The sequence below is a fragment of the Lysinibacillus sp. YS11 genome, from assembly GCF_002896375.1.
Classification (GTDB): domain Bacteria; phylum Bacillota; class Bacilli; order Bacillales_A; family Planococcaceae; genus Lysinibacillus; species Lysinibacillus capsici.
In genome coordinates this window covers 4443762-4470726 of record NZ_CP026007.1, presented here as the reverse complement: position 1 = coordinate 4470726, position 26965 = coordinate 4443762, and the positions used below count along the sequence as shown (strand labels likewise).

28 protein-coding genes, 1 pseudogene and 1 other annotated feature (1 of these 30 running past the window's edge) are annotated in these 26965 nt (G+C 38.4%); of the genes and pseudogenes, 22 read left to right on the top strand and 7 right to left on the bottom strand.

Features of this window, described 5'->3' with window-relative positions:
* Nucleotides 1-7: 7 nt before the first annotated feature.
* The 5 genes from LBYS11_RS22465 (at nt 8) to LBYS11_RS22445 (ending at nt 3930) form a co-directional block, all read left to right on the top strand.
* Nucleotides 8-883: a branched-chain amino acid ABC transporter permease gene (locus tag LBYS11_RS22465; protein ID WP_016992164.1), complete on the top strand. Its 876-nt coding sequence runs from the start codon at nt 8-10 to the stop codon at nt 881-883.
* A 12-nt stretch (nt 884-895) separates the two neighbouring features.
* Entirely contained in the window at nt 896-1831 is a 936-nt protein-coding gene (locus tag LBYS11_RS22460; protein WP_048395511.1) for a branched-chain amino acid ABC transporter permease, read from the top strand.
* A complete protein-coding gene (locus LBYS11_RS22455; RefSeq protein WP_048395513.1) occupies nt 1831-2610 on the top strand; it encodes an ABC transporter ATP-binding protein in 780 nt (259 codons plus the stop codon). The genes LBYS11_RS22460 and LBYS11_RS22455 overlap by 1 nt, the downstream gene beginning before the upstream one ends.
* On the top strand, nt 2610-3317 hold the full coding sequence (locus LBYS11_RS22450; protein WP_048395515.1) for an ABC transporter ATP-binding protein: 708 nt from the start codon (nt 2610-2612) through the stop codon (nt 3315-3317). The genes LBYS11_RS22455 and LBYS11_RS22450 overlap by 1 nt, the downstream gene beginning before the upstream one ends.
* 115 nt (nt 3318-3432) lie before the next feature.
* Nucleotides 3433-3930 carry a cupin domain-containing protein gene (locus tag LBYS11_RS22445; RefSeq protein ID WP_054548948.1) on the top strand — a complete coding sequence of 166 codons (498 nt, stop codon included), beginning with the start codon at nt 3433-3435 and terminating at the stop codon, nt 3928-3930.
* A gap of 41 nt (nt 3931-3971) precedes the next feature.
* On the opposite strand, the gene LBYS11_RS22440 is transcribed toward LBYS11_RS22445, so the two are convergent.
* Together LBYS11_RS22440 and rluF are read right to left on the bottom strand one after the other, a co-directional pair.
* Nucleotides 3972-4691, bottom strand: coding sequence for a DUF6904 family protein (locus LBYS11_RS22440; RefSeq protein WP_103119006.1), 720 nt, complete (start codon nt 4689-4691; stop codon nt 3972-3974).
* A 27-nt stretch (nt 4692-4718) separates the two neighbouring features.
* Nucleotides 4719-5420 carry a 23S rRNA pseudouridine(2604) synthase RluF gene (gene rluF / locus LBYS11_RS22435; RefSeq protein ID WP_103119005.1) on the bottom strand — a complete coding sequence of 234 codons (702 nt, stop codon included), beginning with the start codon at nt 5418-5420 and terminating at the stop codon, nt 4719-4721.
* 241 nt (nt 5421-5661) lie between these two features.
* Here rluF and adh point away from each other — a divergent pair, with 241 nt between their 5' ends.
* Nucleotides 5662-7182 carry an aldehyde dehydrogenase gene (gene adh, locus LBYS11_RS22430; RefSeq protein WP_004233561.1) on the top strand — a complete coding sequence of 507 codons (1521 nt, stop codon included), beginning with the start codon at nt 5662-5664 and terminating at the stop codon, nt 7180-7182.
* Nucleotides 7183-7203: 21 nt separating this feature from the next.
* Entirely contained in the window at nt 7204-7563 is a 360-nt protein-coding gene (locus LBYS11_RS22425; RefSeq protein ID WP_103119004.1) for a DUF779 domain-containing protein, read from the top strand.
* 152 nt (nt 7564-7715) lie between these two features.
* Here LBYS11_RS22425 and LBYS11_RS24060 read toward each other — a convergent pair whose 3' ends face one another.
* Nucleotides 7716-7841: a hypothetical protein gene (locus LBYS11_RS24060; protein WP_255409636.1), complete on the bottom strand. Its 126-nt coding sequence runs from the start codon at nt 7839-7841 to the stop codon at nt 7716-7718.
* Between the two features lie 159 nt (nt 7842-8000).
* Here LBYS11_RS24060 and LBYS11_RS22420 point away from each other — a divergent pair, with 159 nt between their 5' ends.
* The 3 genes from LBYS11_RS22420 (at nt 8001) to LBYS11_RS22410 (ending at nt 10989) form a co-directional block, all read left to right on the top strand.
* On the top strand, nt 8001-8969 hold the full coding sequence (locus LBYS11_RS22420) for a DUF4003 family protein (RefSeq protein ID WP_048395523.1): 969 nt from the start codon (nt 8001-8003) through the stop codon (nt 8967-8969).
* A gap of 43 nt (nt 8970-9012) precedes the next feature.
* Nucleotides 9013-10440 (top strand): aldehyde dehydrogenase family protein, encoded by a 1428-nt coding sequence (locus LBYS11_RS22415; protein ID WP_066038318.1) that lies wholly within the window; start codon nt 9013-9015, stop codon nt 10438-10440.
* 69 nt (nt 10441-10509) lie between these two features.
* Nucleotides 10510-10989: an acyl-CoA thioesterase gene (locus LBYS11_RS22410; protein ID WP_004233566.1), complete on the top strand. Its 480-nt coding sequence runs from the start codon at nt 10510-10512 to the stop codon at nt 10987-10989.
* A gap of 37 nt (nt 10990-11026) precedes the next feature.
* Here the strand turns inward: LBYS11_RS22410 and LBYS11_RS24165 are convergent, their stop codons facing one another.
* Complete coding sequence (locus LBYS11_RS24165) at nt 11027-11671, bottom strand: methyl-accepting chemotaxis protein (RefSeq protein WP_233436352.1); 645 nt, start codon at nt 11669-11671, stop codon at nt 11027-11029.
* Between the two features lie 120 nt (nt 11672-11791).
* A pseudogene (locus LBYS11_RS24160) lies at nt 11792-12337 on the bottom strand (protoglobin domain-containing protein); the annotation flags it as partial.
* Between the two features lie 285 nt (nt 12338-12622).
* On the opposite strand from LBYS11_RS24160, the gene LBYS11_RS22400 reads away from it, so the two are divergent.
* Nucleotides 12623-12832, top strand: a complete 210-nt coding sequence (locus LBYS11_RS22400) for a hypothetical protein (protein WP_048395528.1) — start codon at nt 12623-12625, stop codon at nt 12830-12832.
* Nucleotides 12833-12876: 44 nt separating this feature from the next.
* Here LBYS11_RS22400 and corA read toward each other — a convergent pair whose 3' ends face one another.
* Nucleotides 12877-13839, bottom strand: a complete 963-nt coding sequence (gene corA / locus LBYS11_RS22395; RefSeq protein WP_103119003.1) for a magnesium/cobalt transporter CorA — start codon at nt 13837-13839, stop codon at nt 12877-12879.
* 32 nt (nt 13840-13871) lie between these two features.
* Complete coding sequence (locus LBYS11_RS22390) at nt 13872-14555, bottom strand: class I SAM-dependent methyltransferase (RefSeq protein ID WP_054548954.1); 684 nt, start codon at nt 14553-14555, stop codon at nt 13872-13874.
* Between the two features lie 125 nt (nt 14556-14680).
* On the opposite strand from LBYS11_RS22390, the gene LBYS11_RS22385 reads away from it, so the two are divergent.
* The 11 genes from LBYS11_RS22385 (at nt 14681) to gltX (ending at nt 26788) form a co-directional block, all read left to right on the top strand.
* Nucleotides 14681-14986 carry a DUF4870 domain-containing protein gene (locus LBYS11_RS22385; RefSeq protein WP_048395538.1) on the top strand — a complete coding sequence of 102 codons (306 nt, stop codon included), beginning with the start codon at nt 14681-14683 and terminating at the stop codon, nt 14984-14986.
* 267 nt (nt 14987-15253) lie between these two features.
* Nucleotides 15254-15724, top strand: coding sequence for a CtsR family transcriptional regulator (locus LBYS11_RS22380; protein WP_004233573.1), 471 nt, complete (start codon nt 15254-15256; stop codon nt 15722-15724).
* Between the two features lie 13 nt (nt 15725-15737).
* Entirely contained in the window at nt 15738-16280 is a 543-nt protein-coding gene (locus tag LBYS11_RS22375; RefSeq protein ID WP_004233574.1) for a UvrB/UvrC motif-containing protein, read from the top strand.
* Nucleotides 16277-17386, top strand: coding sequence for a protein-arginine kinase McsB (locus LBYS11_RS22370; protein ID WP_048395539.1), 1110 nt, complete (start codon nt 16277-16279; stop codon nt 17384-17386). Before LBYS11_RS22375 ends, LBYS11_RS22370 begins: the two co-directional genes overlap by 4 nt.
* Entirely contained in the window at nt 17376-19820 is a 2445-nt protein-coding gene (locus LBYS11_RS22365; protein WP_048395540.1) for an ATP-dependent Clp protease ATP-binding subunit, read from the top strand. Before LBYS11_RS22370 ends, LBYS11_RS22365 begins: the two co-directional genes overlap by 11 nt.
* Before the next feature lie 91 nt (nt 19821-19911).
* Nucleotides 19912-21288: a DNA repair protein RadA gene (radA, locus tag LBYS11_RS22360; protein ID WP_103119002.1), complete on the top strand. Its 1377-nt coding sequence runs from the start codon at nt 19912-19914 to the stop codon at nt 21286-21288.
* A gap of 282 nt (nt 21289-21570) precedes the next feature.
* Nucleotides 21571-22656, top strand: a complete 1086-nt coding sequence (locus LBYS11_RS22355) for a PIN/TRAM domain-containing protein (protein WP_004233578.1) — start codon at nt 21571-21573, stop codon at nt 22654-22656.
* A gap of 11 nt (nt 22657-22667) precedes the next feature.
* Nucleotides 22668-23363, top strand: coding sequence for a 2-C-methyl-D-erythritol 4-phosphate cytidylyltransferase (ispD, locus tag LBYS11_RS22350; protein ID WP_048395541.1), 696 nt, complete (start codon nt 22668-22670; stop codon nt 23361-23363).
* Between the two features lie 314 nt (nt 23364-23677).
* Entirely contained in the window at nt 23678-24619 is a 942-nt protein-coding gene (epsC, locus tag LBYS11_RS22345; protein WP_004233580.1) for a serine O-acetyltransferase EpsC, read from the top strand.
* Nucleotides 24620-24760: 141 nt separating this feature from the next.
* Nucleotides 24761-25237 (top strand): 2-C-methyl-D-erythritol 2,4-cyclodiphosphate synthase, encoded by a 477-nt coding sequence (gene ispF, locus LBYS11_RS22340; protein WP_004233581.1) that lies wholly within the window; start codon nt 24761-24763, stop codon nt 25235-25237.
* A gap of 90 nt (nt 25238-25327) precedes the next feature.
* Nucleotides 25328-26788 carry a glutamate--tRNA ligase gene (gltX, locus tag LBYS11_RS22335; RefSeq protein WP_054548956.1) on the top strand — a complete coding sequence of 487 codons (1461 nt, stop codon included), beginning with the start codon at nt 25328-25330 and terminating at the stop codon, nt 26786-26788.
* A 50-nt stretch (nt 26789-26838) separates the two neighbouring features.
* Nucleotides 26839-26965 (top strand) — a binding site (T-box leader) (it continues 92 nt past the right edge of the window).

Below are 26965 nucleotides of genomic sequence, written 5' to 3'. Positions count from 1 at the left end.
AATGCGCATGGAATGGATACAGCAACTTGTGAACGGTATTTCACTTGGAAGTATCTACGCGTTAATAGCGTTAGGGTATACGATGGTATACGGTATTATCAAGCTGATTAACTTTGCTCATGGTGATGTCTTCATGATTGGGTCATTTATTGGCTTTTACGCTATTGCTAAATGGGAGCTTGGTTTCTTCCCAGCATTATTATTGGCGATGTTAGTTTGTGCAATTTTTGGTGTATTAATTGAACGTATTGCCTATAAACGTTTACGAAATGCGACACGTATCGCAGCTTTAATTACAGCGATAGGTGTATCGCTATTAATTGAATATACAACAATTTTCTTCAGAGGTGCACAACCAGCAGCATATCCTGAAGTTTTCAAAAATAAATCATTAGATATTTTTGGCGTTCAAATCAGCAGTACTTCCATCTTAATTTTATCAGTCGCAGTTGTACTGATGATTCTTTTACAATTCATCGTACATAAAACAAAAATCGGTAAAGCGATGCGTGCTGTTTCCCACGATGCAGATGCAGCTCGCTTAATGGGTATTAACGTTGACAATACAATCTCTGCAACGTTTGCGATTGGTTCAGCTTTAGCTGGTGCAGCAGGTGTTATCTTTGGGGTTTATTATACAAAAATTGACCCGTTAATGGGTGTTATTCCTGGGGTTAAAGCATTTATCGCAGCTGTTCTTGGTGGTATTGGTATCATCCCAGGCGCTATGGTTGGTGGTATGTTACTAGGTGTTGTAGAGTCCTTAGTAAGTGCACTTGGCTTCTCGTTATGGCGTGATGCAGCGGCATTCGTTATTTTAATTTTAATCTTAATCTTCAGACCATCGGGTATCTTTGGTAAAAACGCCCGTGAGAAAGTGTAGGTGAGCGGTTTTATGAAAAAGTCTAAAGTTTTCTGGGGCTATGCCGTAATAGCGCTAGTCATCTATGCAGTTGTACAATTGTTGATTACAACAGAAGTAATTGATTTGTACTATAAAAATATGTTGATCACAATGTGTATTAACATCATGTTGGCTGTCAGCTTGCATATTGTAATTGGTGTTACTGGACAGTTTTCAATTGGGCATGCTGGATTCCTTGCAGTGGGAGCGTATGTATCGGCTATTATTACAACAAAGTTAATGTTACCATTCCCATTGGCCATCTTATTAGGGGCTGCTGCAGCAGCAGTTGCTGGTTTAATCGTAGGGATTCCAACGCTTCGTTTAAAAGGGGATTACTTAGCGATTGCTACACTTGGATTTGCAGAGATCATTCGTATTATCTTTTTAAATACGGATTATGTTGGTGGCGCAGCAGGGATGCAGGTTAAATATTTATCGAACTGGACATACGCATTCTTTGGCGTAGTGTTAACGATTCTAGTTATCTCAAACTTTACAAATTCTCGTCATGGGCGTGCGTGTATTTCCATTCGAGAAGATGAAATAGCAGCAGATGCGATGGGTATTAACACAACTTACTATAAAGTTGTTGCATTTGCGATTGGGTCTTTCTTCGCAGGTCTAGCAGGAGCCATTTTTGCACATAACTTTTACATTATTCAACCGACAACATTCGGTTTCTTAAAATCATTTGATATTTTAATTTACGTTGTACTTGGTGGTTTAGGAAGTCTTTCTGGTTCAGTGATTGCTGCGATTTTCCTAACAGTCGTGTCTACTTATCTAGCAAACTTCCCAGAAACGCGTATGATTATTTACAGTTTAGTATTAATTATCGTGATGCTTTATCGTCCAACAGGCTTAATGGGAACGAAAGAGATAACACAATTATTTAAGTTTGGTAAAAAGGGAGGTACGAAATAATGACTGGAAACCTTCTTATCAATGTTGAAAATATGGGTATTCAATTCGGTGGTTTAAAGGCAGTACAGGGTGTTAATATGTACCTTAACCAAGGCGAGTTGGTAGGACTTATTGGGCCAAACGGAGCTGGAAAAACAACTAGCTTTAATATGTTAACAGGGGTATATACACCTACGGAAGGTACAATTACTTTTAATGGTCTGAAATTGAATGGACTTGCACCCTATCAGGTTACACAGAAAGGGATCAGCCGTACGTTCCAAAATATTCGATTATTTAAAGAGCTATCTGTTCTTGACAATGTAAAGGTAGCCAATCATTCACTTGCAAAGCATTCTATGTGGGCTTCTATTTTTCGTTTACCTACGCATTTCAAAGGTGAGGCCGAAATGGAGCAACAGTCCATTGAGTTCTTAAAAATCTTTGGCTTAGATGTCTATAAAGATGAGCTAGCTAAGAATTTGCCATACGGGATGCAACGTCGTTTAGAGATTGCTCGTGCGTTAGCAGCAAATCCCAAACTGCTTCTATTGGATGAACCAGCAGCAGGGATGAACCCACAAGAAACTCACGATTTAATGGAGCTAATTGCATTTATTCGTAAAGAGTTCGGTTTAACAATATTGCTGATTGAGCATGATATGAGCTTAGTTATGGGTATTTGTGAGCGCATTTACGTACTTGATCACGGACAATTAATCGCTGACGGGACACCAGAAGAAATTCGCAACAATCCAAAGGTAATAGAAGCATACCTTGGAGAGGAGGTTATCGGCTAATGCTAAAAGTACAAAATATCGATGTTTTTTATGGCAATATCCAAGCATTAAAGGGCCTCTCTTTAGAAGTAAACGAGGGTGAAATTGTAACGTTAATCGGTGCAAATGGTGCTGGAAAAAGTACGCTCTTAAAGACATTGTCAGGTTTATTAAAGCCAAAAGGTGGCATTATCGAATACGAAGGCTTTTCGATAGCTGGGAAAGCGGCACAGACTATTGTTAAATCAGGGATTTCTCACGTTCCAGAAGGACGCCGTGTTTTTGCCAATATGTCAGTTGAGGAAAACTTAGAGCTTGGTGCGTATCTGCGTAATGATAAAGCAGGTATTAAAAAAGATATGGATCATGTTTTCGAGTTATTTCCACGATTATTAGAGCGCCGAAAACAGCAGTCAGGTACATTGTCTGGTGGGGAACAGCAGATGCTGGCGATGGGGCGCGCCTTAATGGCAAAACCAAAACTGTTATTAATGGATGAACCTTCGATGGGTCTTGCACCGTTGATGGTGAAAAATATCTTCAATATTATTGAGCAGGTTAATAAAGAAGGAACAACCGTATTACTTGTAGAGCAAAATGCTAATATGGCATTATCTGTCGCTAACCGTGCATATGTACTTGAAACAGGGCGTATTGTTTTATCTGGTTCAGCAAAAGAGCTACAAGAGAGTGAGCAAGTAAAGGCAGCTTATTTAGGCGGATTATAAAAATGGTAGGACATCTCACGTTGAGATGTCCTTTTTGGCTTGTATGTTGAAAGAAAATCAGAGGTAGCATTTCCACTTTACTTTTTGGTAAGGTTGAAAAAAGGAGTGATGCTTTTTGAAGTATTCAGCACAATATTTTATTGAACATTTAAAGTTAGCCGAACATCCTGAAGGGGGCTATTACATTTCATCGTTTCGTGCATCAGACGATATAGCAGTGAGAGATGTACAGAGACCGATTTATACTAGTATATATTTCCTTCTGCGCTCACAGGATATTTCACATTTACATCGTCTACAATCGGACGAGCTATGGTATTATCACGCTGGAAGCCCACTAACAGTTCATATGATTTTCCCAGATGGGACATATGAAGCGAAGAAGCTTGGCTTGAATATAGAAGCGGGGGAAGTCCCTCAGCTTGCAGTACCAAAGCATACAATTTTCGGCTCGTCGGTGGAGGAATCTGAGACGTTTAGTTTAGTCGGATGTATGGTGGCGCCAGGCTTTGACTTTGAGGACTTTGAATTGTTCACACAGGAAGAGCTTTTAGTAGATTATCCTCAGCACAAGGAAGTTATTTATAAAATGGCCTACAAAACAATTGAATAGAAAAACAGCCGTCTCAATTATTTTGAGACGGCATGATTCGTTCACCACAGTATTTCTTCAGGATAATTAAGTTGAATTTGAATATCATGTAATGCTTGTTTCGTTGCCATAGCTGCTTCCATCAGGTGGGATTTTAATGCTACATATTCATGGTCCTCTACCATTAATCGCACAGCAAATGCAGCTAAATGTGCCTGACGTTCCTCTTTACTTAATTCAATATACTCTAGATTTAAAACATCAACGTATTGTGTTGCAAAACGGAAAGTTAAGGGGTTTTTAGCATGTAACATTCTTAAAAACACAACATAATCTTCGTCACTTACCTCCTGTTCTAAACATTCAGCAATAGCCGCTTGAAATTTACGTATAATAGCTATCTCATGATTCCATATAGAAGCATTGTTTAATTTTTGGTGCAGTTCAATAAAATCATTTAATGCGATTGCACTAAAGATAATTTCTGGCCAAAGAATTTCTGTTGAAAAATAGACATTCTTATTTGGAAAGATGAGTTCATGTTGTGTTAGAACACTCTTATTAAGTCCATTACTAACAAACTCTAGGTGATGCTCACCAAGCATAGCATGTCTTAGTTTATAGCAAACGCTTAAAATACGTAGTCGAGGACCCTGATAATCATAGTATTTATTTTCGTCACCAGTTACTTTATAAATAGCATTAATTAGTTCATTTAAATCCCAATAATCCGCGCTAATTCGTACCCCTGTTAGTTGTTCTGTGCTTTGAATGGATATCATAGTCCTCGTCCCTCCCTTTGGATGTATCTATTTTGGTGTGTAATTGAGTAGTTTGAATAGTTCTGTTCGTTCCTTCTCAGTTAAATCACGCCATTGCCCTACCTTTAAATTACCAAGCTTAATATTCATAATACGAATGCGTTGTAGACGCTTAACGGAATACCCTAGTGCTGAGCACATTCGACGAATTTGGCGGTTTAAGCCTTGCTCTAAAATGATTTTAAATACTTTATCTGAAATCTTTTCCACATGGCATGGTAAGGTTGTTGTATCTAAAATATCGACACCTGCACCCATTTTTTGGATGAATTGCGCAGTTATAGGCTTATCAACTTGAACAATGTATTCTTTTTCATGATGATTTTCAGCACGTAGAATTTTATTGACGATATCACCATCATTCGTTAATAATAATAGCCCCTCTGATTCCTTATCAAGACGCCCGATATGAAAAATACGTAGAGGATGATTGACAAAATCAACAACATTGCCTTTTATATGACGCTCTGTCGTACTTGTAATGCCGACAGGTTTATTTAGAGCAATGTAAACAAGCTGTTGTTCTTTCTTTACCTCTTTTCCATCCACGCAAACAACGTCTCCTGTTTCAACTTGACTACCAACCGTTGCCAGTTCTCCGTTAATTGTTACCTTTCCTTCTGCTATCCATTTATCAGCGCCACGACGAGATATGATGCCTGTTTCACTTAAATATTTATTAATACGCATATTGTTCTCCTATATTTTATATTATTTTTAAGTATACCTTAACGTCGCACATACAGTGAATGCTAGAAGCTTTTCTAGCAAAAATAAATTAGTTGGAAAAGTTTTTGAAAAAGTTGAAATTATTTTATGTTTCTGACAATATATTAGGTGAGAGGGTTTCTATGAAAATATTGTTATTCCGATATAAAATAACGTTTTTTGTAGATAGTTCTCATTAAATTGTGTAAAGGGGAGAAGTAAAATGGTTTATGCATTTCCAAACACTGAAGGATCGGTAGTTCAATTCAAAGAGAAATATGATAATTATATCGGTGGCGAATGGACACCCCCAGTGAAGGGTCAATACTTTGATAACGTTACTCCTGTTACTGGACAAGTTTTTACACAAATAGCACGTTCCACAGCTGAGGATATTGAACATGCATTAGATGCGGCACATGCTGCTAAGGATGCATGGGGTAAAACATCACCAACAGAACGCGCAAACATTTTACTTAAAATTGCGGACCGTATCGAGCAAAATTTAGAAAAGCTAGCCGTTGCTGAAACATGGGATAACGGTAAAGCGGTACGCGAAACATTAAATGCAGACATCCCTCTTGCAATTGATCATTTTCGTTATTTTGCTGGGGTATTACGTGCTCAAGAGGGCTCAGTAAGCCAAATAGATAACGATACAGTTGCTTATCATTTCCACGAGCCAATTGGCGTAGTTGGCCAAATTATACCTTGGAACTTCCCGTTATTAATGGCTGTATGGAAGCTTGCGCCAGCACTTGCAGCTGGAAACTGTGTCGTATTAAAACCTGCAGAACAAACACCAGCATCTATTATGGTGCTTTTAGAATTAATAGAAGATTTACTACCACCAGGTGTCATTAATGTTGTAAATGGATTTGGCTTAGAAGCAGGGAAACCGCTTGCATCAAATCCACGCATTGGTAAGATTGCCTTTACAGGTGAGACAACAACAGGGCGTTTAATTATGCAATACGCTTCTCAAAATCTTATTCCAGTAACATTAGAACTGGGTGGTAAGTCGCCAAACATTTTCTTTGAAGATATTATGGATAAAGATGATGCCTTTTTAGATAAAGCTGTTGAAGGCTTTGTGCTATTCGCTCTAAATCAAGGGGAAGTATGTACTTGTCCTTCACGTGCACTGATTCAGGAATCTATTTACGATAAATTTATGGAGCGCGTATTACAGCGAGTAGAAGCCATTAAAGTTGGCAACCCACTTGATCCAAACACAATGATGGGTGCACAGGCATCTAGTGAACAAATGGAAAAAATTCTTTCTTATTTAGATATTGGTAAGCAAGAAGGTGCAGAATGTCTAATTGGAGGAGACAAAAATAATGTAGGTGAAGGCTTCGAAAATGGCTACTACATTAAACCAACTGTTTTCAAAGGACATAATAAAATGCGTATATTCCAAGAAGAAATTTTTGGACCAGTAGTTGCTGTCACGACATTTAAAACGAAAGAGGAAGCATTGGAAATTGCGAATGATACATTATATGGTTTAGGATCAGGTGTTTGGACGAGAGATATAAATACGGCATATCGCTTCGGTCGTGAAATTCAAGCTGGTCGTGTTTGGACAAACTGTTACCACGCATATCCTGCACATGCTGCATTCGGTGGCTACAAAATGTCGGGTGTTGGTCGTGAAAATCATAAAATGATGTTAGCGCATTACCAACAAACGAAAAACTTATTAGTTAGCTATAGCGAAAACAAACTTGGTTTCTTCTAATTCGTAGGGAGGTGCATGAGCGTGGTTGAACGTGTATTAGCTACGGAAGAAGCGCTAGCACTAATCGATCTATTAAAAGAGAAACATGGGCCCGTTATGTTTCATCAATCAGGCGGATGCTGTGATGGCTCCTCACCAATGTGTTATCCAGAAGGGGATTTGCTAATAGGAGATCAGGATGTGTGCCTTGGTGTAGTGGGTGGTGCCCCTTTCTATATGCACCAAAATCAATATGATTACTGGAAGCATACACAAATCATATTGGATGTGGTGGACGGCAGAGGCGGCATGTTTTCACTCGAGGGCGTAGAAGGAAAACGTTTCCTAACAAGGTCAAGAGCCTTCAACTCTGAAGAACTGCAAGAGCTAGGGTTAATTTAACAAGTTATCTGTACAGCGGCACAGTTTTTCTGCCGCTGTTTTTTTGTCTGGAAGTAGAAAAGTTATTGTATGGAAAGGGAGGCTTTAGGACACATGACTCTTTTCTTATAGGAATGATGAATATTGATTTTTGGCGTTCAAGTGTTTTGATATTAATTTTTATGGAAAAGAGTATGTAAAGCGATATTATTGGATGAATTTTTTAGGAAAAGGAATAGATTTAATCGATCCTTTAAGGTCATGGTAAATAATAGTTTCTTTGTGGTTTTTGCTAACATCGGCCATACCTCCTTTATAGGTTGTTAATATTTTCTATTAAATCAAATAAAGTAAGTAACATACATTAAATTATGTTTACTTTTTATGTTAATTGTTACAAAGAGGGTGAATCTTTCTCACATTATGTTACGTAAAACGGGTAAAGGAGTGTGATAAATATGGATTATGTGATGATTGAAAATGAATTTGCCAATACAGTAGAGGAGGTATCAAAGGCTGCAGGCTGGACGGTGGACCGTAAAATTGTGTTAGCTATTGCTAGTACATTTGTAGCCTCAGGAAAAACCTTTGATGCAACGAAGTATAAAAATGTTTTACAAGAGATGAAGAAGCAATCTTCATGGCTGTCTCCTTTACGGACAACCGTTGGATATAGTATTGCTGCCAACCTCATGGAGCAAGATGATGCAGAAAAGGCAGTGAAGAATTTACTTACAAATGTAAGCATCTTAAAGGAAGCGAAATTCAGAAGCGGCAATTTTAGCTATATCGGAGCACAATTCTTGACGGAGGATGAACAGGATAAAAAGACGCATGCACAGGTGGCAAGAGCCTTATTTGATGCTATACGTAAACATCATCCATTTTTAACCTCATATGAGGACATTCCTTATGCCATATTATTAAGCAGTCCATCTGATGATGTTGAATTGCGCGCGGATACCATGAATCGATACTATAAAGAACTAAGAACATATAATTTTAATGCTGGCAATGAGCTCCAATGGCTTTCACAGGTATTAACATTTTTATCACCCAAATTTGATGGTCAGCTAGTACCCGATGTTGTAACCCTTCGTGATGGGCTCAAAAAGCAAAACGTTAAAGTCAAGGCTATGCATTATCCTTTACTTGGCTTTTTAGCCATACTTAATCTGGATAAAGCACAACTTCAAGGGTTGATTGATTTATACCATGAATTAAAAGACATGAAGTTATTAAAGTGGCATCGTGAATTTGTGCTCTTTATGGCTGTACAATTTGCTATTTATGATATGGCAAAGGTACAAAAGTCTTTGTCCATGACCATTATGTCTTCTATTGAGCTATTAATCCAAGCACAGCAAGCAGCAATGATTGCAGCGGTTAGTGCAGCTGCCATTGCGTCTAGTTCAAGTTCTTCGTGATAGAATAAAGAAGAACATGATTATTTGGAGGTGCATTTGAAGGATGAAGGATACAAAACTTTGGATTAATGGTCAGTGGCATGATGCAGAGGAAAGCTATGAGCTAGCTTCTCCATATAGCGGTGAGGTTATTGCTCATGTAGCTAAAGCATCTATTCAAGATGTAGAGAAAGCTATCGAAGGTGCGCAGCAGGCATTCCAATCGTTTAAAAAGACAACAGCCTACGAACGTGCCGAAATATTATATAAAGTCGTTGATATAATGCGACAAAGAAAAGAAGAACTTGCAGAGATTTTAGCCTTAGAGGCTGGAAAACCTATTGTTGCAGGTTTAGCTGAAATTGACCGTACAATCGCAACCTATCAATTTGCAGCTGAAGGAGCTAAACAGGCAAAAGGTGAGACGGTTCCAATGGATGCAGCCCCTGGAGCAGGAGATCGAATAGGCTGGACAAAAAGAGAACCTTTAGGTGTAATATCAGCCATTACGCCATTTAATTTTCCGTTCAATTTAGTGGCACACAAGTTAGGCCCAGCGTTTGCAGTGGGCAATACAGTTGTATTAAAGCCAGCAACACAAACGCCACTAAGTGCTATCGTTATGGCAGAAATTTTCCGAGATGCAGGATTACCCGATGGGGCATTACAAATTGTGACAGGAAGTGGGGGTGAGCTTAGTGATACGCTTGTCACACATCCATATGTCAAAAAAGTAACCTTTACAGGTAGTGGTAAGGTTGGTTTGAAGATTAAAGAAAAAGTAGGCTTACGTAAAGTAACTTTAGAGCTGGGTTCTAATGCTGCAGTAATTGTCGAACCATCTACGCCAATAAATAAAATTATCAGTCGTTGTGTAAGCGGTGCTTTTAACTTTGCTGGACAAGTATGCATTTCGTTACAACGTATATATGTGCATTCCTCTATTATTGATGAATTTACTAAAGCATTTGTTGCAGAAACAGAAAAGCTTATAGTAGGAGATCCATTAGAGAAGACAACAGATGTTAGTGCCATGATAAATCCAAATGAAGTGGAACGTATTAGGGAATGGATTGAGGAGGCACAAGAACAGGGGGCTATGATTGCAACTGGAGGCGTATTTACTGAACGTACTTTAACGCCAACAGTTATGACGAATGTGTCAGCTGATATGAAAATTGTTTGTCAGGAAACATTCGCACCAATCGTCTCAATTGTTTCATATGAAACATTAGACGACGCAATTCGACTTGTAAATGAGTCGGACCTTGGCCTAAATGCAGGTATTTACACGAATATATTGTCAGATGCTTTATATGCAGCAGATGAATTACAGGCTGGTGCTGTCATTATTAATGATATTCCGACATTCCGAGTAGATAACATGCCATATGGTGGAGTAAAGATGAGTGGTTATGGACGTGAAGGAATTAAGTGGGCTATAGAAGAAATGACTGATATGAAATTTATTTCGATGAAAAAATCGTTCTAAATTTGCATCAGCTCTTTTTCTGCGATACGATGACGAAAGAACAACATGAGAAGGGAAGTTGCAAGAATTATGCCAAACAACGCTGTACCCATGAGCCAATCACGTACGGTTCAATCGCGTCTCGTATTACCCCCAGACACAAATAATCACAATTCTATTTTCGGTGGAAGAGTGTTAGCTTATATTGATGAAATTGCTGCTATTACAGCAATGAAACATGCGAAAGGCCTTGTAGTGACAGCTTCTATTGACTCGGTTGATTTTTTATCCGCTGCACATGTAGGAGATATTCTTGAAATCGAGAGTATTGTTTCGTCTACAGGACGTTCTTCAATGGAGGTTTATGTTCGCGTTGTTTCTCGCAATATTGAGACTGGCGAGGAAAAATTAACGACAGAATCATTTGTCACAATGGTTGCAGTAAATGAGGAAGGGAAACCCGTACCAGTTCCCTCAATCTATCCTGAAACAGATGAAGAGAAGCGTTTATTTGAAACTGGGCCAGCAAGACGAGAGCACCGTAAACAAAAACGTGCATTGCCGCATTAAGGAAAAAGGGAACTCCAAATGAGTTCCCTTTTTTATTTTACATATTTAGTTCATTGACAACATTAATGAGCGAGTCGGAAGAAGAAGAGACTAGTGTAGCACCTTGCGATAATTCAGTGATTAAATTAGATATAGCTGAAATATCTCTAGATGTATTTACGTATTGCTGCTGAATGCCAGAAACTGCATCAGCAATATCATTAAATGACTTGGATAAACTTTCTTGTGTATTGACACTATGTTGAATTTTTTGATCAACATTAGTAACTGAATTAGCCATAGTCGTAATATTACTTTCTGTTTCCTTAATAAGGTGAGAAACATTTTGGACTGCATTTTTTGTTTCCTCCGCAAGTTTACGAACTTCCTCAGCCACTACTGCAAAGCCTTTCCCATGTTCTCCAGCTCGTGCAGCCTCAATAGAAGCATTTAATGCTAATAAATTGGTTTGATCAGCAATGCCTGTAACTAGCCCAACGATTTCAGAAATTTTTTGTGAAGAGGTACGTAGTTGGTTCATCGTTACCTCAAGACCATTGACACTTTGCAAAATAACTTGGATTAAATCATTTTGTTCTTTCAATTGCTGTTGGCCTCGTCTTGATTTTTCTTGTGTATCTGCTACGAAGTTCAATCCTTGCTTGGTTGCTACAGCAATATCATCTGTTTGTGAGGAAATCACTAATAATGATGCGGCTGTTTCTTCACTAATGGCATTAAGCTCTTCTGCAGTACTTTGGATCGTCGTTACAAGGGAATTTTTTGTTGCATCTGCTGCTGAGCGAATACGTTCTTCCTCTTTTTCATATGCCTCAATCACGAGTTGTTGCTCAAAATTAATGATTTTACAAAAAGCGTTTATAGCACGAATAGCATCTGTTTTAGAAATATCCACCTCGTTCACAAAGTTTGCAAAAGTAGTAGTGAGTGACTGGAATGAGGCAATATACCACTTTGACTGCAAGCCAATTCGAACGTGAGCCTCAGCAATGGCTTTTCGTTCAGCAATGTAGGCATCATTAATATGACTTTCAAAAATGTCACTTAAATGTTTATGTAACGTGATTTTCAAACGATCAATATGTGATGTTCTATTAATAATATCAAGTAAATCTTGGCTCAAACTAATGGCTGCATAAAATTTCTCCACCATTTCAGGAATTAAGTCTTTAGCTAAAGGCTGTAGCTGCTTAATGATAGCTAAATCCTCAAGTGTTAAATTTAAAAGTTGTAATTGTTTTTGAAGATTGGGGTGGTTCAATACATCTAACTGTACACCGCTCTTAAAATTTTCAGGTGTTAATGTAATTGCGTAGCTAGAACTACTATTTTTTGAAAACCAACTCATTATTATTTGCTCCATTCTTAATATCCATAATAAATTGTAAGTAAATAAGCACTTTTGAAATTTGTTAGGTTTGTATATTTAATAAATAAATGGGATTAAATCTATTTTACTATTATTTGCTGAATATTTGGTTAAAAAATTGGATATTTCTTTATTTTTTTACTTTATTGTTAGTCCAAATGGTGAAGCGATGTAAATTTGAATTTAAAATAGGAAACCTGTAAAATACGAACTGTTTAGCAATCTAAAAATCGTACGAAAATAAAAAATGGAAGGAGGGGTGGTATGGAGAAAAAACGTTTTAAATTTGTTATTCCTGTCATGGTGATTGTTGCCATTGGTTCTGTTTATATGCTACGAAACTATCATGCTGAGGTACCAGATGTTGAGCAATTATTAATTACCATATGTGCAGCTTTGGGATCAGGGGTATTAGCCTACTTTTTATTTCCACAGCAGGGTGATAATAAGATTGATGACAGAGGACCGTATTAATAGATTAAAAAAACTGCTCGTTTTCATTAAAACGAGCAGTCTTTTTATGGTTTAAACAGTTTAAACCAGCCTTTATGTTTAAAGACAGCCAACATAAAGATAACGATAATTATCATAATCCCAAGTACAATAAAATAGCTGTATTGCCCATGTAGTTCAGGCATGTTATCGAAATTCATCCCATACACACCAGCAATGAAGGTAAGTGGTATAAAGATAGTTGATACAATTGTTAAAGTCATCATAATGCCATTCATTCGGCTAGAACTCATAGCCATATAACTATCCCGCATGTCTGCTGTAAGCTCTCGATTAGATTCAACCATCTCTGTTAGCTTAAGTAGATGGTCGTAGATATCTCCAAAATAAGCTCTCTCCGATTTTTTTAGTGAGAAACGGTAAGAATTGAGAATGCGATATAAAAGATCACGCATTGGTAAAATAGTACGTCTTAAGTCAAGCAAGTCACTACGGAACTCGAAGACAATTTTCATGGCATTTACATTACTTTGGTATGTAAGTTCACCTTCTAAAGCATTTAGATGATCTTCAATTTTGTAAACGAGTGGAAAATAACTATCAACAATTTTATCGATAGTTTGATACGTTAGGTATACAGTACCTCGCTCCCAATTCTTCGGTTGGGTTTCCAGCATCTTTTGCACCTTCTCTATCTCAGGGACAGGATTTTTATGGAAGGTTATGATGAATTTATTGGAGGCAAAAATATTAACCTCCTCCGCAGCTAACGTCTCTTCGTTTACCCGATGAATGACAAAGAAATGAAAATCATCATAAAAATCGAGCTTAGGACGCTGCAACCTCATTAAGCAATCTTCAATAGCGAGAGGGTGAAAGTGGAAAAATGTATCCAACAATGATTCCTCCTCGGCTGTAGGACAATTAAAATCAACCCAATACCATTCAAATTCTTGCTGATGTATCTCTTCTAATGGAAAATCCTTTAACAATTGTTGTTGCTTTGTAATGCCAATGGTGCTTATCACGGTTTTCACCTCAAATTATTTACTACAAAATGTTAGCGCTCCTCTTTAAAGCATACCCAACCACCGAACAAAGTAGTGGCAAAAAATCTAGAAGGTTTAGTAAAACCTGCACTTTGTAAAAGTATTAAAATTTCTTCTTCACTCATAAAAGAAAGGGAACGAATGGATTTTTCCATCTCTGCTACATCGGATAAAGAAAGTCTAGTATGCTGTAGCCAATAAGAACGCCATAAATCAAATTGTAGTTCTGTTTCTAAAGAGCCTAGCTGACCATATTTTGAAACAAGGACAAATGGTGCTCCAGGTTTCAAATGTCTTGCTATTTCTGTTATTGTTTCGAGCTTTTCTTTATAATCATGAATAAAATGCAAGACGAGAACACAACTTGCCGCATCATACTGAGTAGAGGGCAGCGAAGCATCAAGTATTGTAGCCTGATGGAATGACATATCATTAGGAAGAGTGAGTAAACGCTCTTTAGCTATAGTAAGCATGGATTCTGATGGATCAATGCCAGTGAATGACCAGTGAGGTCTTCCTTCTGCAAGCTGTATAATTTCATTGCCACTTCCTGCTCCCACGACTAGCATGTTAGCATTTTCTGATAGCCTAGAATGATAAAAAGTTTGTATTAAACGTAGCATGGCATCATAACTAGGCAATGTACGGCGAATACCCTTTTCATATTCATTTGCTAATGTGTTGTTAAATTCCAACGCTCCTCACAGCCTTTCAAAAAAATTTTAAAAAATCTTTCTTAATGTGAAACTATTGCGGGTATAGTTCCGTAAATAGTAGTACATAAAACATAGAATAAAGTTCAAAGAAAGGGTTGATATATATGGAGACTAAATGGTCTAAAGTAATCATACACGCAAGTGCATTTTTTGCGCCATGGTTAGTGCCCATTATTTTCTTTTTAATTAGTTCGGATGAGGAAGTAAAGGCAATTTCTATTCAAGCACTGCTATTCCAAATTGTCATGGGTGTTTTAATTGCTATCTCTGTTGGTTTAAGCTTTGTCCTTATTGGCTTACCATTTTTAATCATTTTCGGCATTATGGTATTTGTGGTACCGATCATCGGTATCGTAAAAGCATTGTCTGATGAACCTTGGCGTTATCCAATTGTTGGTCGCTGGGTATAATTTTCATAGACGCAAGTATATGCTAGTTGCATATGCTTGCGTTTTTTCTATGACGAATAAGGGTACATTAGGTGTATAAGGAAATTATTAAACCGTAAACAAATGATCGAAAAAGGGCTCTTTTCGGCTCTTAAAAAGCCTTTTTCTAGACTTTCCACTTTTCTATGGGCGAAATCATTGCAATTTTTTTCAAGCGTTTTGTATAATATACTCAAAGAAAGTCAAAGATAGTCAAAGTCAGTGAAGCAAGCGAGGTGTATTCCTAAAATGCGTAATATATCAGACATCATAGAGGGTTACTTAAAGCAAGTGCTTGAATTAGGTGGGGAAGGGCATATTGAAATTAAACGTAGTGAAATCGCTGATAAATTTCAATGTGTACCATCACAAATAAATTATGTTATTAATACAAGATTTACTGCCGAGCGGGGTTACCTTGTTGAGAGCAAACGTGGTGGTGGTGGATACATTCGAATTTTACGTGTCCGCGCGAATTCACAGATTGATCTAATCGACGATGTTCTCAGGCAAATTGAAGGTGGGGCATCACAAACAATGGCAGAAGATTTGGTTTATCGACTCATTGATGAGCAGGTAATTTCCAAGCGAGAAGCGAAATTAATGTTAGCAGCAATTGATCGCTCCACGATCGACTTGCATCTCCCATTAAGAGATGTCATTCGATCAAAAATATTGCGAGCAATGCTGACAACAATAAAATATGAACAACAAAAATAGTGAGGTGATGGAAATGATATGCGAACATTGTAAACAACGTAATGCGACAGTTACAGTAACACAAGTTCAAAGTGGGCAAAAAGTAGAGCATCATTATTGTGACGTCTGCGCCTCACAATTCCATCCATTTCATGCAGAGTTTAAACAAGAGCCAGTATCTATTCAACAGTTATTGTCTAACTGGTTTGGCTCTCCTACATGGCAAAAGGTGGGGGAAAAACAACAGGTACAACCACAACAGCAAACATGCCCACAATGTGGATTTTCGTATAAGCAATTTTTAAAAGAAGGAAAATTCGGGTGCCCAAGCTGTTATGACACATTTGGAGATCATTTGCCAAAGCTTTTTAATCGTATTCAGGCAGGTCCCCAACACATTGGAAAAATGCCTGGTGCTCGCAGTAATGTGTATGTTATTAAAAAGCAAATAGAAGATATCCGCAAGCGTATGAAATCCGCCGTAGATGAAGAACAGTTTGAAGAAGCGGCGAAGCTACGTGATGAAGTTAAAGAGCTAGAGAAGCATCTACAATTTGAAGGTGGTGATGTGACATGATGATTGAATCATTTTTAGAGCGTGCGACACCAACTTGGATGCATATCAAAGATGATTACTCAGATATCGTCATTAGTACACGGATCCGCCTTGCACGAAATTTAGATGGCTATCGTTTTCCATTAGCGTTTTCAGAAAATGAGGCACTGCAAGTGGAACAGGCCGTTACACATGCTGTCAGCGATAGCCCAACTCTTCAAAATGATTATGCTTATTTTGCTATAAAGGATTTAACCCCTTTACAGCGTCAAATTCTTGTAGAAAAGCATTTGATTAGCCCGCAACTGGCTAAAAAAGAGCAAGTGGGCTCTATACTACTCTCTGAAGACGAATCCGTTAGCATTATGGTGAATGAAGAGGATCATTTACGCATTCAATGTATGACAGCAAGTTTTCAACTTCAAAGTGCTTATGAACAAGCAAATAAGATTGATCGTATCCTAGAGAAAGTATTACCGTATGCTTTTCGAGATACTTTTGGTTATTTAACAAGCTGTCCAACGAATATTGGTACGGGTCTACGAGCATCCGTCATGATGCATTTACCCGCTCTTACATTAACTGGGCAAATGAATCAAATTATAAATGCCATGACACGCTTAGGAATGACTGTAAGAGGTATATATGGTGAAGGAAGCGAAAATTTAGGGAATGTTTATCAAGTGTCTAACCAAATTACACTTGGGAAGACAGAGGAAGATATTTTAGCAGATATACAAAGTGTCGCTGAAAAGATTATTCAAAAAGAGCGGCATGCAAGAGGTAAATTAATGGAAAAGGCAGAGCTTGCGCTAGAAGATCGCGTATATCGAGCTTTAGGTACCCTTACACATGCAAGAATTTTAACAAGTGAGGAAGCTGCTACTTGCCTATCTAATGTTCGTTTAGGAGTAGATTTACAATTGATTGATGGTATACAAACAACGACCTTAAATGAATGTGTTGTTAGTATGCAACCAGGTTTTTTACAGCACTATGCAGGTGAGGCATTACCACCTGCTGAGCGGGATCGTGTACGAGCGGAGATGCTTCGTGAGACATTATCTCAAGAACATGCGAATAAGCCTATAAATGGGGAAAAAGGAGAGGATTTATATGATGTTTAATCGTTTTACACAACGCGCGCAAAAAGTATTACAGCTTGCTCAGGAAGAGGCTATTCGTTGGAAGCACGAATCTATCGGTACAGAGCATATTCTATTAGGGCTTATACGTGAAGGCGGCGGTATTGCTGCGAAAGCGTTAGAAGCCATTGATATTAGTCCTCAAATGATTGAAGCTGGCATTGAAGAATTAGTTGGTAAAGGCAAAGAAGATGTCGGTCCAATCGTTCATTATACACCAAGAGCTAAAAAAGTAATTGAATTATCTGTTGATGAGTCACGTAAACTAGGTCACTCCTATATCGGTACAGAGCATCTATTATTGGCGCTTATACGTGAGGGTGAGGGCGTGGCAGCTCGCGTTTTAAACAATGCGGGAGTCGGTTTAAATAAAGCTCGCCAGCAAGTATTATTGCTATTAGGTAATAATGATAATGCACAATCTGGTCAACAAGCAGCCCAAGCTGCCAATACACCAACATTAGATAGCCTAGCACGTGATTTAACACAAATTGCACGTGAAGGTACTTTAGACCCTGTTATTGGCCGAAGCAAGGAAATTACACGAGTTATTGAAGTTTTATCGCGTCGTACGAAAAATAACCCTGTATTGATTGGTGAGCCAGGTGTTGGTAAAACAGCGATTGCTGAAGGATTGGCACAGCAAATTATTAATAACGAGGTGCCAGAAATCCTTCGTGACAAACGTGTAATGACACTAGATATGGGGACAGTTGTTGCAGGTACAAAATATCGTGGAGAATTTGAAGATCGTTTGAAAAAAGTGATGGATGAAATTCGCCAAGCAGGCAACATCATTTTATTTATTGACGAATTGCATACATTAATTGGTGCGGGCGGTGCTGAAGGTGCGATTGATGCATCAAATATCTTAAAACCTTCTTTAGCACGTGGGGAGCTTCAATGTATTGGTGCCACAACACTTGATGAGTACCGCAAGTACATTGAAAAGGATGCGGCCTTAGAGCGTCGTTTCCAACCAATCCAAGTGGATGAGCCGACAGTGGAAGAGGCTATTCTAATTATTCAGGGCTTACGCGATCGTTATGAAGCACATCACCGTGTGAAAATTACAGATGAAGCCATTGAAGCAGCGGCAAAAATGAGTGATAGATATATTTCTGATCGATTCTTACCAGATAAAGCGATTGACTTAATCGATGAAGCAGGTTCTAAAGTACGCTTACGCTCATTCGCAGTACCACCAAACTTAAAGGCGCTTGAGGATAAGCTTGAAAATGTTCGTTCTGAAAAAAATGCAGCCGTATCAGGTCAAGAATTTGAAAAGGCAGCAGCGCTAAGAGATACAGAGCAAAAGCTGAAGGATGAAATTGAAGCTACTCGAAAAAATTGGAAAGAAGAGCAAGGTAAAGCCGAATCTAAAGTGACTGTGGATGATGTAGCAGCAGTTGTATCAATGTGGACAGGAATCCCAGTAGCTAAAATTGCTTCTGAAGAATCTTCGAAGTTATTACAGCTTGAAGAAGAGTTACACAAACGTGTAGTAGGGCAAGGAGAAGCAGTAGAAGCGATTTCTCGTGCAATACGTCGTGCAAGAGCAGGCTTAAAAGATCCAAAACGACCAATTGGCTCATTTATCTTCTTAGGACCTACAGGCGTTGGTAAAACAGAGCTTGCAAGAGCACTTGCTGAGGTAATGTTTGGCGATGAGGATGCGATGATTCGTGTTGACATGTCCGAGTACATGGAGAAACATTCGACTTCTCGTTTAGTAGGTTCACCTCCGGGCTATGTAGGCTTCGATGATGGTGGCCAACTGACAGAGAAAGTTCGCCGTAAGCCATATTCAGTCGTTTTATTAGATGAAATTGAAAAGGCACACCCTGATGTATTCAATATTCTATTGCAAGTGCTTGAAGATGGTCGTTTAACAGACTCTAAGGGACGTGTAGTAGACTTCCGCAATACAGTGGTCATTATGACTTCAAACGTTGGTGCGGATGCATTAAAATACCAAAAGAACCTTGGTTTCAATGTAGGTGGTGCAGAGTCTAAGCATAAAGACATGAAAGGTACGATGTTAGAAGAATTGAAAAAAGCATTCCGTCCAGAATTCTTAAACCGTATCGATGAAATGATTGTCTTCCACGCATTAGAAAAAGAGCACTTAAAAGAAATCATTGCGATGATGGGCAATGCTTTAACAAAACGCTTGCAAGAGCAAGACATTTCGTTAGAGCTGACTGATGCAGCACTTGAAAAAATTGCTGAAGAAGGCTATGACCCTCAATATGGTGCTCGTCCTTTACGTCGTGCATTACAAAAACAAGTAGAGGATCGATTATCAGAAGAATTACTAAAGGGTAATGTAGAAAAGGGTAATCAGGTTGTCATTGATTACGTAAACGATGAGTTTGTTGTAAAGAAAAAAGAGGGAGTTTCCATCTCTAAATAATTTCAAGGAAAGACAGTAAGGCTTTAAGTGCCAAGCTGTCTTTTTTTCTGTACAATTAAGGATAAGAACAAATATTCGAGGTGAAAGCAATTTGGCAAAGAAAAAAACGAAATTTGTATGTTCAGGCTGTGGCTATGAATCTGCTAAATGGATGGGAAGATGCCCTGGATGTGGAGAATGGAATAAGATGGTGGAAGAAGTAGAAATGGTTGCAAAAGGCCCACGTGGAGCATTTCAACATTCTGCTACAGTTACTCAAAAGGCAATCCCGATTATCCAAGTAGAAGCTACTGAAGAATCGCGCGTAGCAACAGAAATGGGCGAACTCAATCGTGTATTAGGCGGTGGCATTGTACCTGGTTCTCTAGTATTAATTGGGGGCGATCCTGGAATAGGGAAATCAACATTACTATTACAGGTTTCCGCATTACTCTCGAATAAAGGGCATCGCGTACTTTATATTTCCGGAGAGGAATCCATTCGTCAAACGAAATTACGAGCAGAGCGTTTAGGAGTGATTTCTCAAGAGCTTTACATATACTCCGAAACAAACCTAGAGTTTTTAAACCAAACCATTGATGAAGTACAACCTAAATTTGTCATTGTCGATTCCATACAAACGGTTTTTCATCCAGAAGTAACCAGCGCCCCAGGTAGTGTCTCACAGGTTCGTGAATGTACAGCCGAGCTGATGCGAATCGCTAAAACAAAAGGCATTGCTATTTTTCTAGTAGGGCATGTCACAAAAGAGGGGCAAATTGCTGGGCCACGTATTTTAGAGCATATGGTGGATACTGTACTATACTTTGAAGGGGAAAGACATCATAATCATCGTATTTTACGAAGCCAAAAAAACCGCTTCGGATCTACAAATGAAATTGCTATATTTGAAATGCTTCAAGGTGGGTTAAAGGAAGTTCTAAACCCTTCTGAGTTATTTTTACAGGAGCGTTCACAAGGTGCGGCGGGGTCAACTATTGTAGCCTCAATGGAGGGGACAAGGCCAATTCTTGTTGAAATTCAATCCTTAGTTACACCTACAAGCTTTAACTATCCTAAACGTATGGCCACAGGTGTCGATCAAAATCGAGTACAATTGCTAATGGCTGTACTAGAAAAGCGTATGGGTTTCATGCTACAAGCTCAGGATGCATATATTAAAGTTGCTGGTGGTGTCAAGCTGGATGAGCCAGCAATAGATTTAGCGGTGTTGACAAGCATTGTATCTAGTTTTAAGGATCAGGCAGTGCGTGCAACGGATTGCTTTATTGGTGAGGTCGGACTGACAGGTGAGGTCCGTCGGGTATCACGTATAGAACAGCGAGTCATTGAAGCGGCGAAGCTTGGATTTAAAAGAGCTTTCATTCCTTCTTCGAATATTGGTGGTTGGGAATTTCCGCAGGGAATTGAAATTGTTGGTGTAGAAACAATAAAAGATGCACTAAATGCATGCTTTAGAGAGTTATAAAGGAGGTTGTGCATGTTGGATATTATTCTGACATGCATTTTCCTTCATTTTTGATGCTAATATTGGAAACTCAAATAAAAGAATAATCGTCCTAAATAATAGCTGATGAATGAATAAAGGATTTTCATCTAGTACGAACAAAATAGAAGTTTGTAAAATTTTGTCTAACTATCTTATCCTTGTTTCACACATCAAAAATAATGAGATTTTGACTGAGCTCATGAAAGATTTTCTACCGTAAACTATGTATAATCTTAACTAACAATTAGGAGGTGACAGCTTGTGAAAAAATTTGTTCAAATTGCGTTTTTACTGATTGGAGGAGCATTGGGCCTTGTTTTCTTACCGCCATTATACGAATTGCTTCATTTATCATCTAATCCTTGGCTAGATAATCCTTATGTATCAGTAGCTCTAGGCGCACTTTTACTGTTTACACTATCTTTTGCATTTTCCGATTACTTTGTAAGGCTCATTAGCTGGATGGAAGAAGTTCTGTTTAAGGTTCCTATCGGAGATTTATTATTTGGTACGTTTGGTTTAATAATTGGGTTGATTGTCGCTTACTTTTTAGGCTTTGCCATTGATAGTGTACCATTCCCTGTTATTTCGGAAGTACTTCCAATTATCCTGTCATTTGTATTAGGGTATTTAGGGTTCCGTCTAGGTTTTAGAAAAAGAGATGAGCTCATACAGCTTTTTACATTACGTAGTACCAATACGAAGAAAAAAGCTGCTGAAGGTGCTGAAGCTCAAGAGGTTCGTGGAAGCTACAAACTGCTAGATACAAGTGTAATTATTGATGGTCGTATTGCTGATATTTCTGAAACAGGCTTCATTGAGGGTATATTAGTTGTACCTCAATTTGTGCTCACAGAGCTTCAGCATATAGCTGATTCATCTGATACCTTAAAGCGCACAAGAGGTCGGCGTGGTTTAGATATTTTAAAAAAATTACAAGATGAGCGTAAGACAAAAGTTGAAATTACGGACGAGGATTTTGAAGATGTACAAGAGGTAGATTTAAAGCTTGTCCGTCTTGCAAAAAAAATGGGCAATGATACATGCATCGTTACCAATGATTTTAACCTGAATAAAGTCTGTGAGCTCCATCATGTAAAAGTGTTAAATATCAATGATTTAGCGAATGCAGTGAAACCTGTAGTTATACCAGGTGAAGATATGCAGGTTGTGGTTATAAAGGATGGCAAAGAGCATAACCAAGGAGTTGCCTATTTAGATGATGGTACGATGATTGTGGTTGAAGGTGGTCGTAGTTACATCGGACAGGCAATTACAGTTACAGTTACTAGTGTGCTGCAAACATCGGCAGGTCGTATGATATTTGCTAAGCCGAAGGACGATTAGGATGTGGGGAAATGCAATATGAAGTGGTTCTACCTGCTGCCGGAAGTGGGAAGCGTATGGGTGCAGGGCAAAATAAATTATTTTTAAAGCTTTTAGAGAAACCTATTCTGGTACACACGCTAGAAGTGTTTCAACAAGATCCCGCTTGCACAGGTATTTGGCTCGCTGTAAAACCAGAAGAGCGTGGATTTATTCAAAAAATGCTAGAGGACTATAGGATTACCAAAGTGAAGGGTTTACCTGATGGGGGTGCTGAGCGACAGCATTCGGTTCATTCTTGCATGAAAGAGATGCAACAGGTAGATATTGTGCTTGTCCATGACGCAGCACGCCCGTTTATTACGCATGATATCATTGCAAAGCTTGTACAGAACGCGCATCATCATGGTGCAGCAATTGCAGGGGTTCGTGCGAAAGATACGATGAAAAAAGTATCAATGAATGGCATTATAGAGGAAACGGTTGATCGAGAAAGCCTTTGGATGGTGCAAACTCCACAAGCATTCCGTTTTGAATTAATTATGGAAGCGGAGGACGTAGCTGAAAAAGTAGGTTTTCTTGGGACAGATGAGGCAATGCTAATGGAGCGTCTCGGACATCAGGTACACATCGTAGAAAGTAGTTATGAAAATGTAAAAATGACAACACAAGAAGACTTAGTATTTGGTGAGGCAATCTTGCGTAAGCGTGGATCATTCAATCATTAGGAAATATTATTTATAGAGGCTATTCATTCGTAGTTTGTTAAGGATGGATAGTCTTTTTTATTTGTTTTGTTTGGGAAAAATTATATGGTCAGAATGCCTTATTGCTTCGTAATCTGTTCATCCATATATGTATGATAATAATGACATAACTGCTAGTCGAATTAGAAACGAAGGCGTAGAAGAGAATAAAAAGTTGGAATGCTCCAATAAAGTGGATTTTATCCATATGTGATTGTTTTATGTGTAAAATGAAATAGTGGATATATGATTAATAAGGTAATAGAATAGATGAAAAGATGTGAGGGGTGTTTATTGTGTCATTAAATGATTGGTTGAATCAAAAGGTTCCAGAAATTACAGGTTCATTAACTAGTATAAATAAACAGTACATCGACGTTGACAACTCAATAGGCTTTGATGGACGAGATCGGGTTATAAAAATAATAGATAATTTCCATGAGGTGCTGTTTCCTGGCATTTATATGACAAGACCTATTGATGAAACAAGGGTGAACGTAGTTTGCAGTAATAAGCTGCGTGAAACAGCATTAGATTTGCGGGATATTATCGAAAAAGTATTATTTTATAATATGGAGGATAGTGATCCTGCCAATTGCGAGAAGTATTGCCGTGAACAAGCAGACAAAATTGTTATGAATTTGATTAATCGATTTCCTGCCATTCGCCAAGTGCTACAAACAGATATTCAAGCGGCATATAATGGTGACCCAGCAGCTCTTTCCACAGAGGAAATTTTGCTAAGCTATCCATCTATTGTGGCTGTTTATATTCACCGCATCGCACATGAGTTATACGAAATGGGTGTACAAATTGTGCCTCGAATTATGTCAGAATATGCGCACCGATTAACGGGTATCGATATTCATCCAGGGGCTACAATAGGAGAATCATTCTTTATTGACCACGGAACAGGTGTAGTTATCGGTGAAACTTGTACTATCGGTAAGAATGTAAAAATTTATCAAGGTGTAACATTAGGTGCACTAAGCTTCCCATTAGATGAAAATGGTAATCCAATTAAGGGCATTAAGCGTCATCCGAATATTGCCGACAATGTTGTCATTTATGCTGGTGCTACTATCTTAGGGGGCGAGACGACGATTGGGCACGATTCCGTTTTAGGAAGTAATATTTGGCTAACACACTCTGTTCCCCCTTATTCACGTGTTTATAATTCACAGCCATCTCCGAATATTAGCAACAGTCAAATGAAAAATATAGAGTATCATATTTAAAGAATGTGGGGCAGTCTAGAGAGTGTAGCTTTCTAAACTGCCCATTACTGCTATAGGAGGATAATTATTAAAGCGCTTTTCAAACAACCTAGGGCAAATTTTGATATGATAATGATAAATATTAATTAAAGGAAGATGAATATGTTTCGAATTGGACAAGGTTTTGACGTACATGCATTTGAAGAAGGTCGTCCATTAATTATTGGTGGCATTACCATTCCGCATGAAAAAGGACTAGTAGGACATTCAGATGCGGATGTTCTCTTACACACTGTCACAGATGCGGCTCTAGGAGCAATTGGAGAAGGGGATATTGGCCGTCATTTTCCAGATACAGACCCTGCATTTAAGGACGCGGACTCAGCAAAATTATTAGAGTACATTTGGAAGATCGTTGAGGATAAGGGTTATTCTCTAGGTAATGTCGATTGTACCATTATGGCACAGCGTCCTAAAATGGCCCCCTATATTGGACAGATGCAACAACGTATCGCTGAATTATTACACGCAGAGCCTTCACAGGTAAATGTTAAAGCAACTACAACTGAACGATTAGGTTTTACAGGTCGCGAGGAAGGTATTGCGGCAATGGCAACAATTCTATTGATCAAGAAATAAATGTGGATGAACCCCGCTTTTATTTCCTGTAACAGAGTGGTAAAATGAACAAAGTCAATTTTTGATCGAAAATTTAGGAGGCTTTTAATTATGACGAAAGAAGTTCGCGTTCGTTACGCGCCCTCTCCAACAGGTTATTTACATATCGGTGGAGCGCGTACAGCATTATTCAATTATTTATATGCAAAACATCATAACGGTAAATTCATTGTACGTATTGAAGATACGGATATTGAACGTAATGTAGAGGGCGGAGAAGCATCTCAGCTAGATAACCTAAAATGGTTAGGTATTGAATATGATGAGTCCATTGATATTGGTGGACCTTATGCGCCTTATCGTCAAATGGAACGTCTTGATATTTATAAAGAGCACGCTGAAAAACTATTAGAGCAAGGTGTAGCCTACAAGTGTTTCTGTTCTTCTGAAAAGCTTGAAGCATCTCGTGAAGAACAAAAAGCAAGAGGTGTAGCTGCTCCTACTTATGATGGTACATGTCGCCACTTATCAGCAGATGAAATCGCTGCTAAAGAAGCGGCAGGTGAGCCATACACAATCCGTATGCGTGTACCTGAAAGTGTAACATACGAATTTGAAGATTTAGTTCGTGGACAAGTTACCTTTGAGTCTAAAGATATTGGTGATTGGGTGCTTGTAAAAGCAAATGGTATTCCAACATATAACTATGCAGTTGTTTTAGATGATCACTTTATGGAAATCTCTCACGTTTTCCGCGGTGAGGAGCATTTATCGAATACACCAAAGCAAATGATGATTTTTGATGCATTTGGTTGGGAATATCCACGTTTTGGACATATGACATTAATTATTAACGAAAACCGTAAAAAACTATCTAAGCGTGATGAATCGATTATTCAATTTGTTACGCAATATAAAGATTTAGGTTATCTTCCTGAAGCGATGTTTAACTTCTTTGCGCTACTTGGTTGGTCTCCAGAGGGAGAAGAAGAGATTTTCTCAAAAGAAGAATTTATCAAAATTTTTGATGAAAAACGTCTTTCAAAATCACCATCTATGTTTGATAAACAAAAGCTAACATGGATGAATAATCAATATATTAAAAAATTGTCTTTGGAAGAAGTTGTAGCATTATCTTTACCACACCTACAAAAAGCAGGCTTATTACCTGAAGAGCTTACTGCAGAGCAACATGCTTGGGCGACGGATTTAATCGCACTTTATCATGACCAAATGAGCTTTGGTGCAGAAATTGTCGAATTATCTAGCCTATTCTTTAACGACCATATTGAATATGATGAAGAAGCAAAAGAGGTTTTAGCAGGAGAGCAAGTACCTGAAGTAATGGCGGCATTTAAAGCACAATTGGAAGAGCTAGAAGAGTTTACACCAGATGCGGTAAAAGCTGCGATTAAAGCTGTACAAAAGACAACTGGTCATAAAGGTAAAAATCTGTTCATGCCAATCCGTGTTGTGACAACAGGTGAAACACATGGACCAGAGTTACCGAACGCCATTTGTTTAATTGGTAAAGAGAAAGCAATTGACCGTGTAGAAAAATTTGCACAATAAAGATAAATTTATTGACAATTCATTCTTTCGTTGTAAAATGTATTTACATTGAAAAAGCGTTGATAAGGAGAAGTAAGTGGCGCATGCTCTTAAGAGAGGACCATCATCGGCTGAAAGTGGTCTGAGCCTAGGCAAAACTGAAATGCACCTTTGAGCATAAAGCTGAACGAGAGTAGG

Bases quoted from the DNA above. Each gene is read 5' to 3' on its own strand.
- LBYS11_RS22465 (WP_016992164.1), top strand. From the start codon at position 8: ATGGAATGGATACAGCAACTTGTGAACGGTATTTCACTTGGAAGTATC.
- LBYS11_RS22460 (WP_048395511.1), top strand. From the start codon at position 896: ATGAAAAAGTCTAAAGTTTTCTGGGGCTATGCCGTAATAGCGCTAGTC.
- LBYS11_RS22455 (WP_048395513.1), top strand. From the start codon at position 1,831: ATGACTGGAAACCTTCTTATCAATGTTGAAAATATGGGTATTCAATTC.
- LBYS11_RS22450 (WP_048395515.1), top strand. From the start codon at position 2,610: ATGCTAAAAGTACAAAATATCGATGTTTTTTATGGCAATATCCAAGCA.
- LBYS11_RS22440 (WP_103119006.1), bottom strand. From the start codon at position 4,691: ATGATATCCATTCAAAGCACAGAACAACTAACAGGGGTACGAATTAGC.
- rluF (WP_103119005.1), bottom strand. From the start codon at position 5,420: ATGCGTATTAATAAATATTTAAGTGAAACAGGCATCATATCTCGTCGT.
- adh (WP_004233561.1), top strand. From the start codon at position 5,662: ATGGTTTATGCATTTCCAAACACTGAAGGATCGGTAGTTCAATTCAAA.
- LBYS11_RS24060 (WP_255409636.1), bottom strand. From the start codon at position 7,841: ATGTTAGCAAAAACCACAAAGAAACTATTATTTACCATGACCTTAAAG.
- LBYS11_RS22420 (WP_048395523.1), top strand. From the start codon at position 8,001: ATGGATTATGTGATGATTGAAAATGAATTTGCCAATACAGTAGAGGAG.
- LBYS11_RS22415 (WP_066038318.1), top strand. From the start codon at position 9,013: ATGAAGGATACAAAACTTTGGATTAATGGTCAGTGGCATGATGCAGAG.
- LBYS11_RS22410 (WP_004233566.1), top strand. From the start codon at position 10,510: ATGCCAAACAACGCTGTACCCATGAGCCAATCACGTACGGTTCAATCG.
- LBYS11_RS22400 (WP_048395528.1), top strand. From the start codon at position 12,623: ATGGAGAAAAAACGTTTTAAATTTGTTATTCCTGTCATGGTGATTGTT.
- LBYS11_RS22385 (WP_048395538.1), top strand. From the start codon at position 14,681: ATGGAGACTAAATGGTCTAAAGTAATCATACACGCAAGTGCATTTTTT.
- LBYS11_RS22380 (WP_004233573.1), top strand. From the start codon at position 15,254: ATGCGTAATATATCAGACATCATAGAGGGTTACTTAAAGCAAGTGCTT.
- LBYS11_RS22375 (WP_004233574.1), top strand. From the start codon at position 15,738: ATGATATGCGAACATTGTAAACAACGTAATGCGACAGTTACAGTAACA.
- LBYS11_RS22370 (WP_048395539.1), top strand. From the start codon at position 16,277: ATGATGATTGAATCATTTTTAGAGCGTGCGACACCAACTTGGATGCAT.
- LBYS11_RS22365 (WP_048395540.1), top strand. From the start codon at position 17,376: ATGATGTTTAATCGTTTTACACAACGCGCGCAAAAAGTATTACAGCTT.
- ispD (WP_048395541.1), top strand. From the start codon at position 22,668: ATGCAATATGAAGTGGTTCTACCTGCTGCCGGAAGTGGGAAGCGTATG.
- ispF (WP_004233581.1), top strand. From the start codon at position 24,761: ATGTTTCGAATTGGACAAGGTTTTGACGTACATGCATTTGAAGAAGGT.
- gltX (WP_054548956.1), top strand. From the start codon at position 25,328: ATGACGAAAGAAGTTCGCGTTCGTTACGCGCCCTCTCCAACAGGTTAT.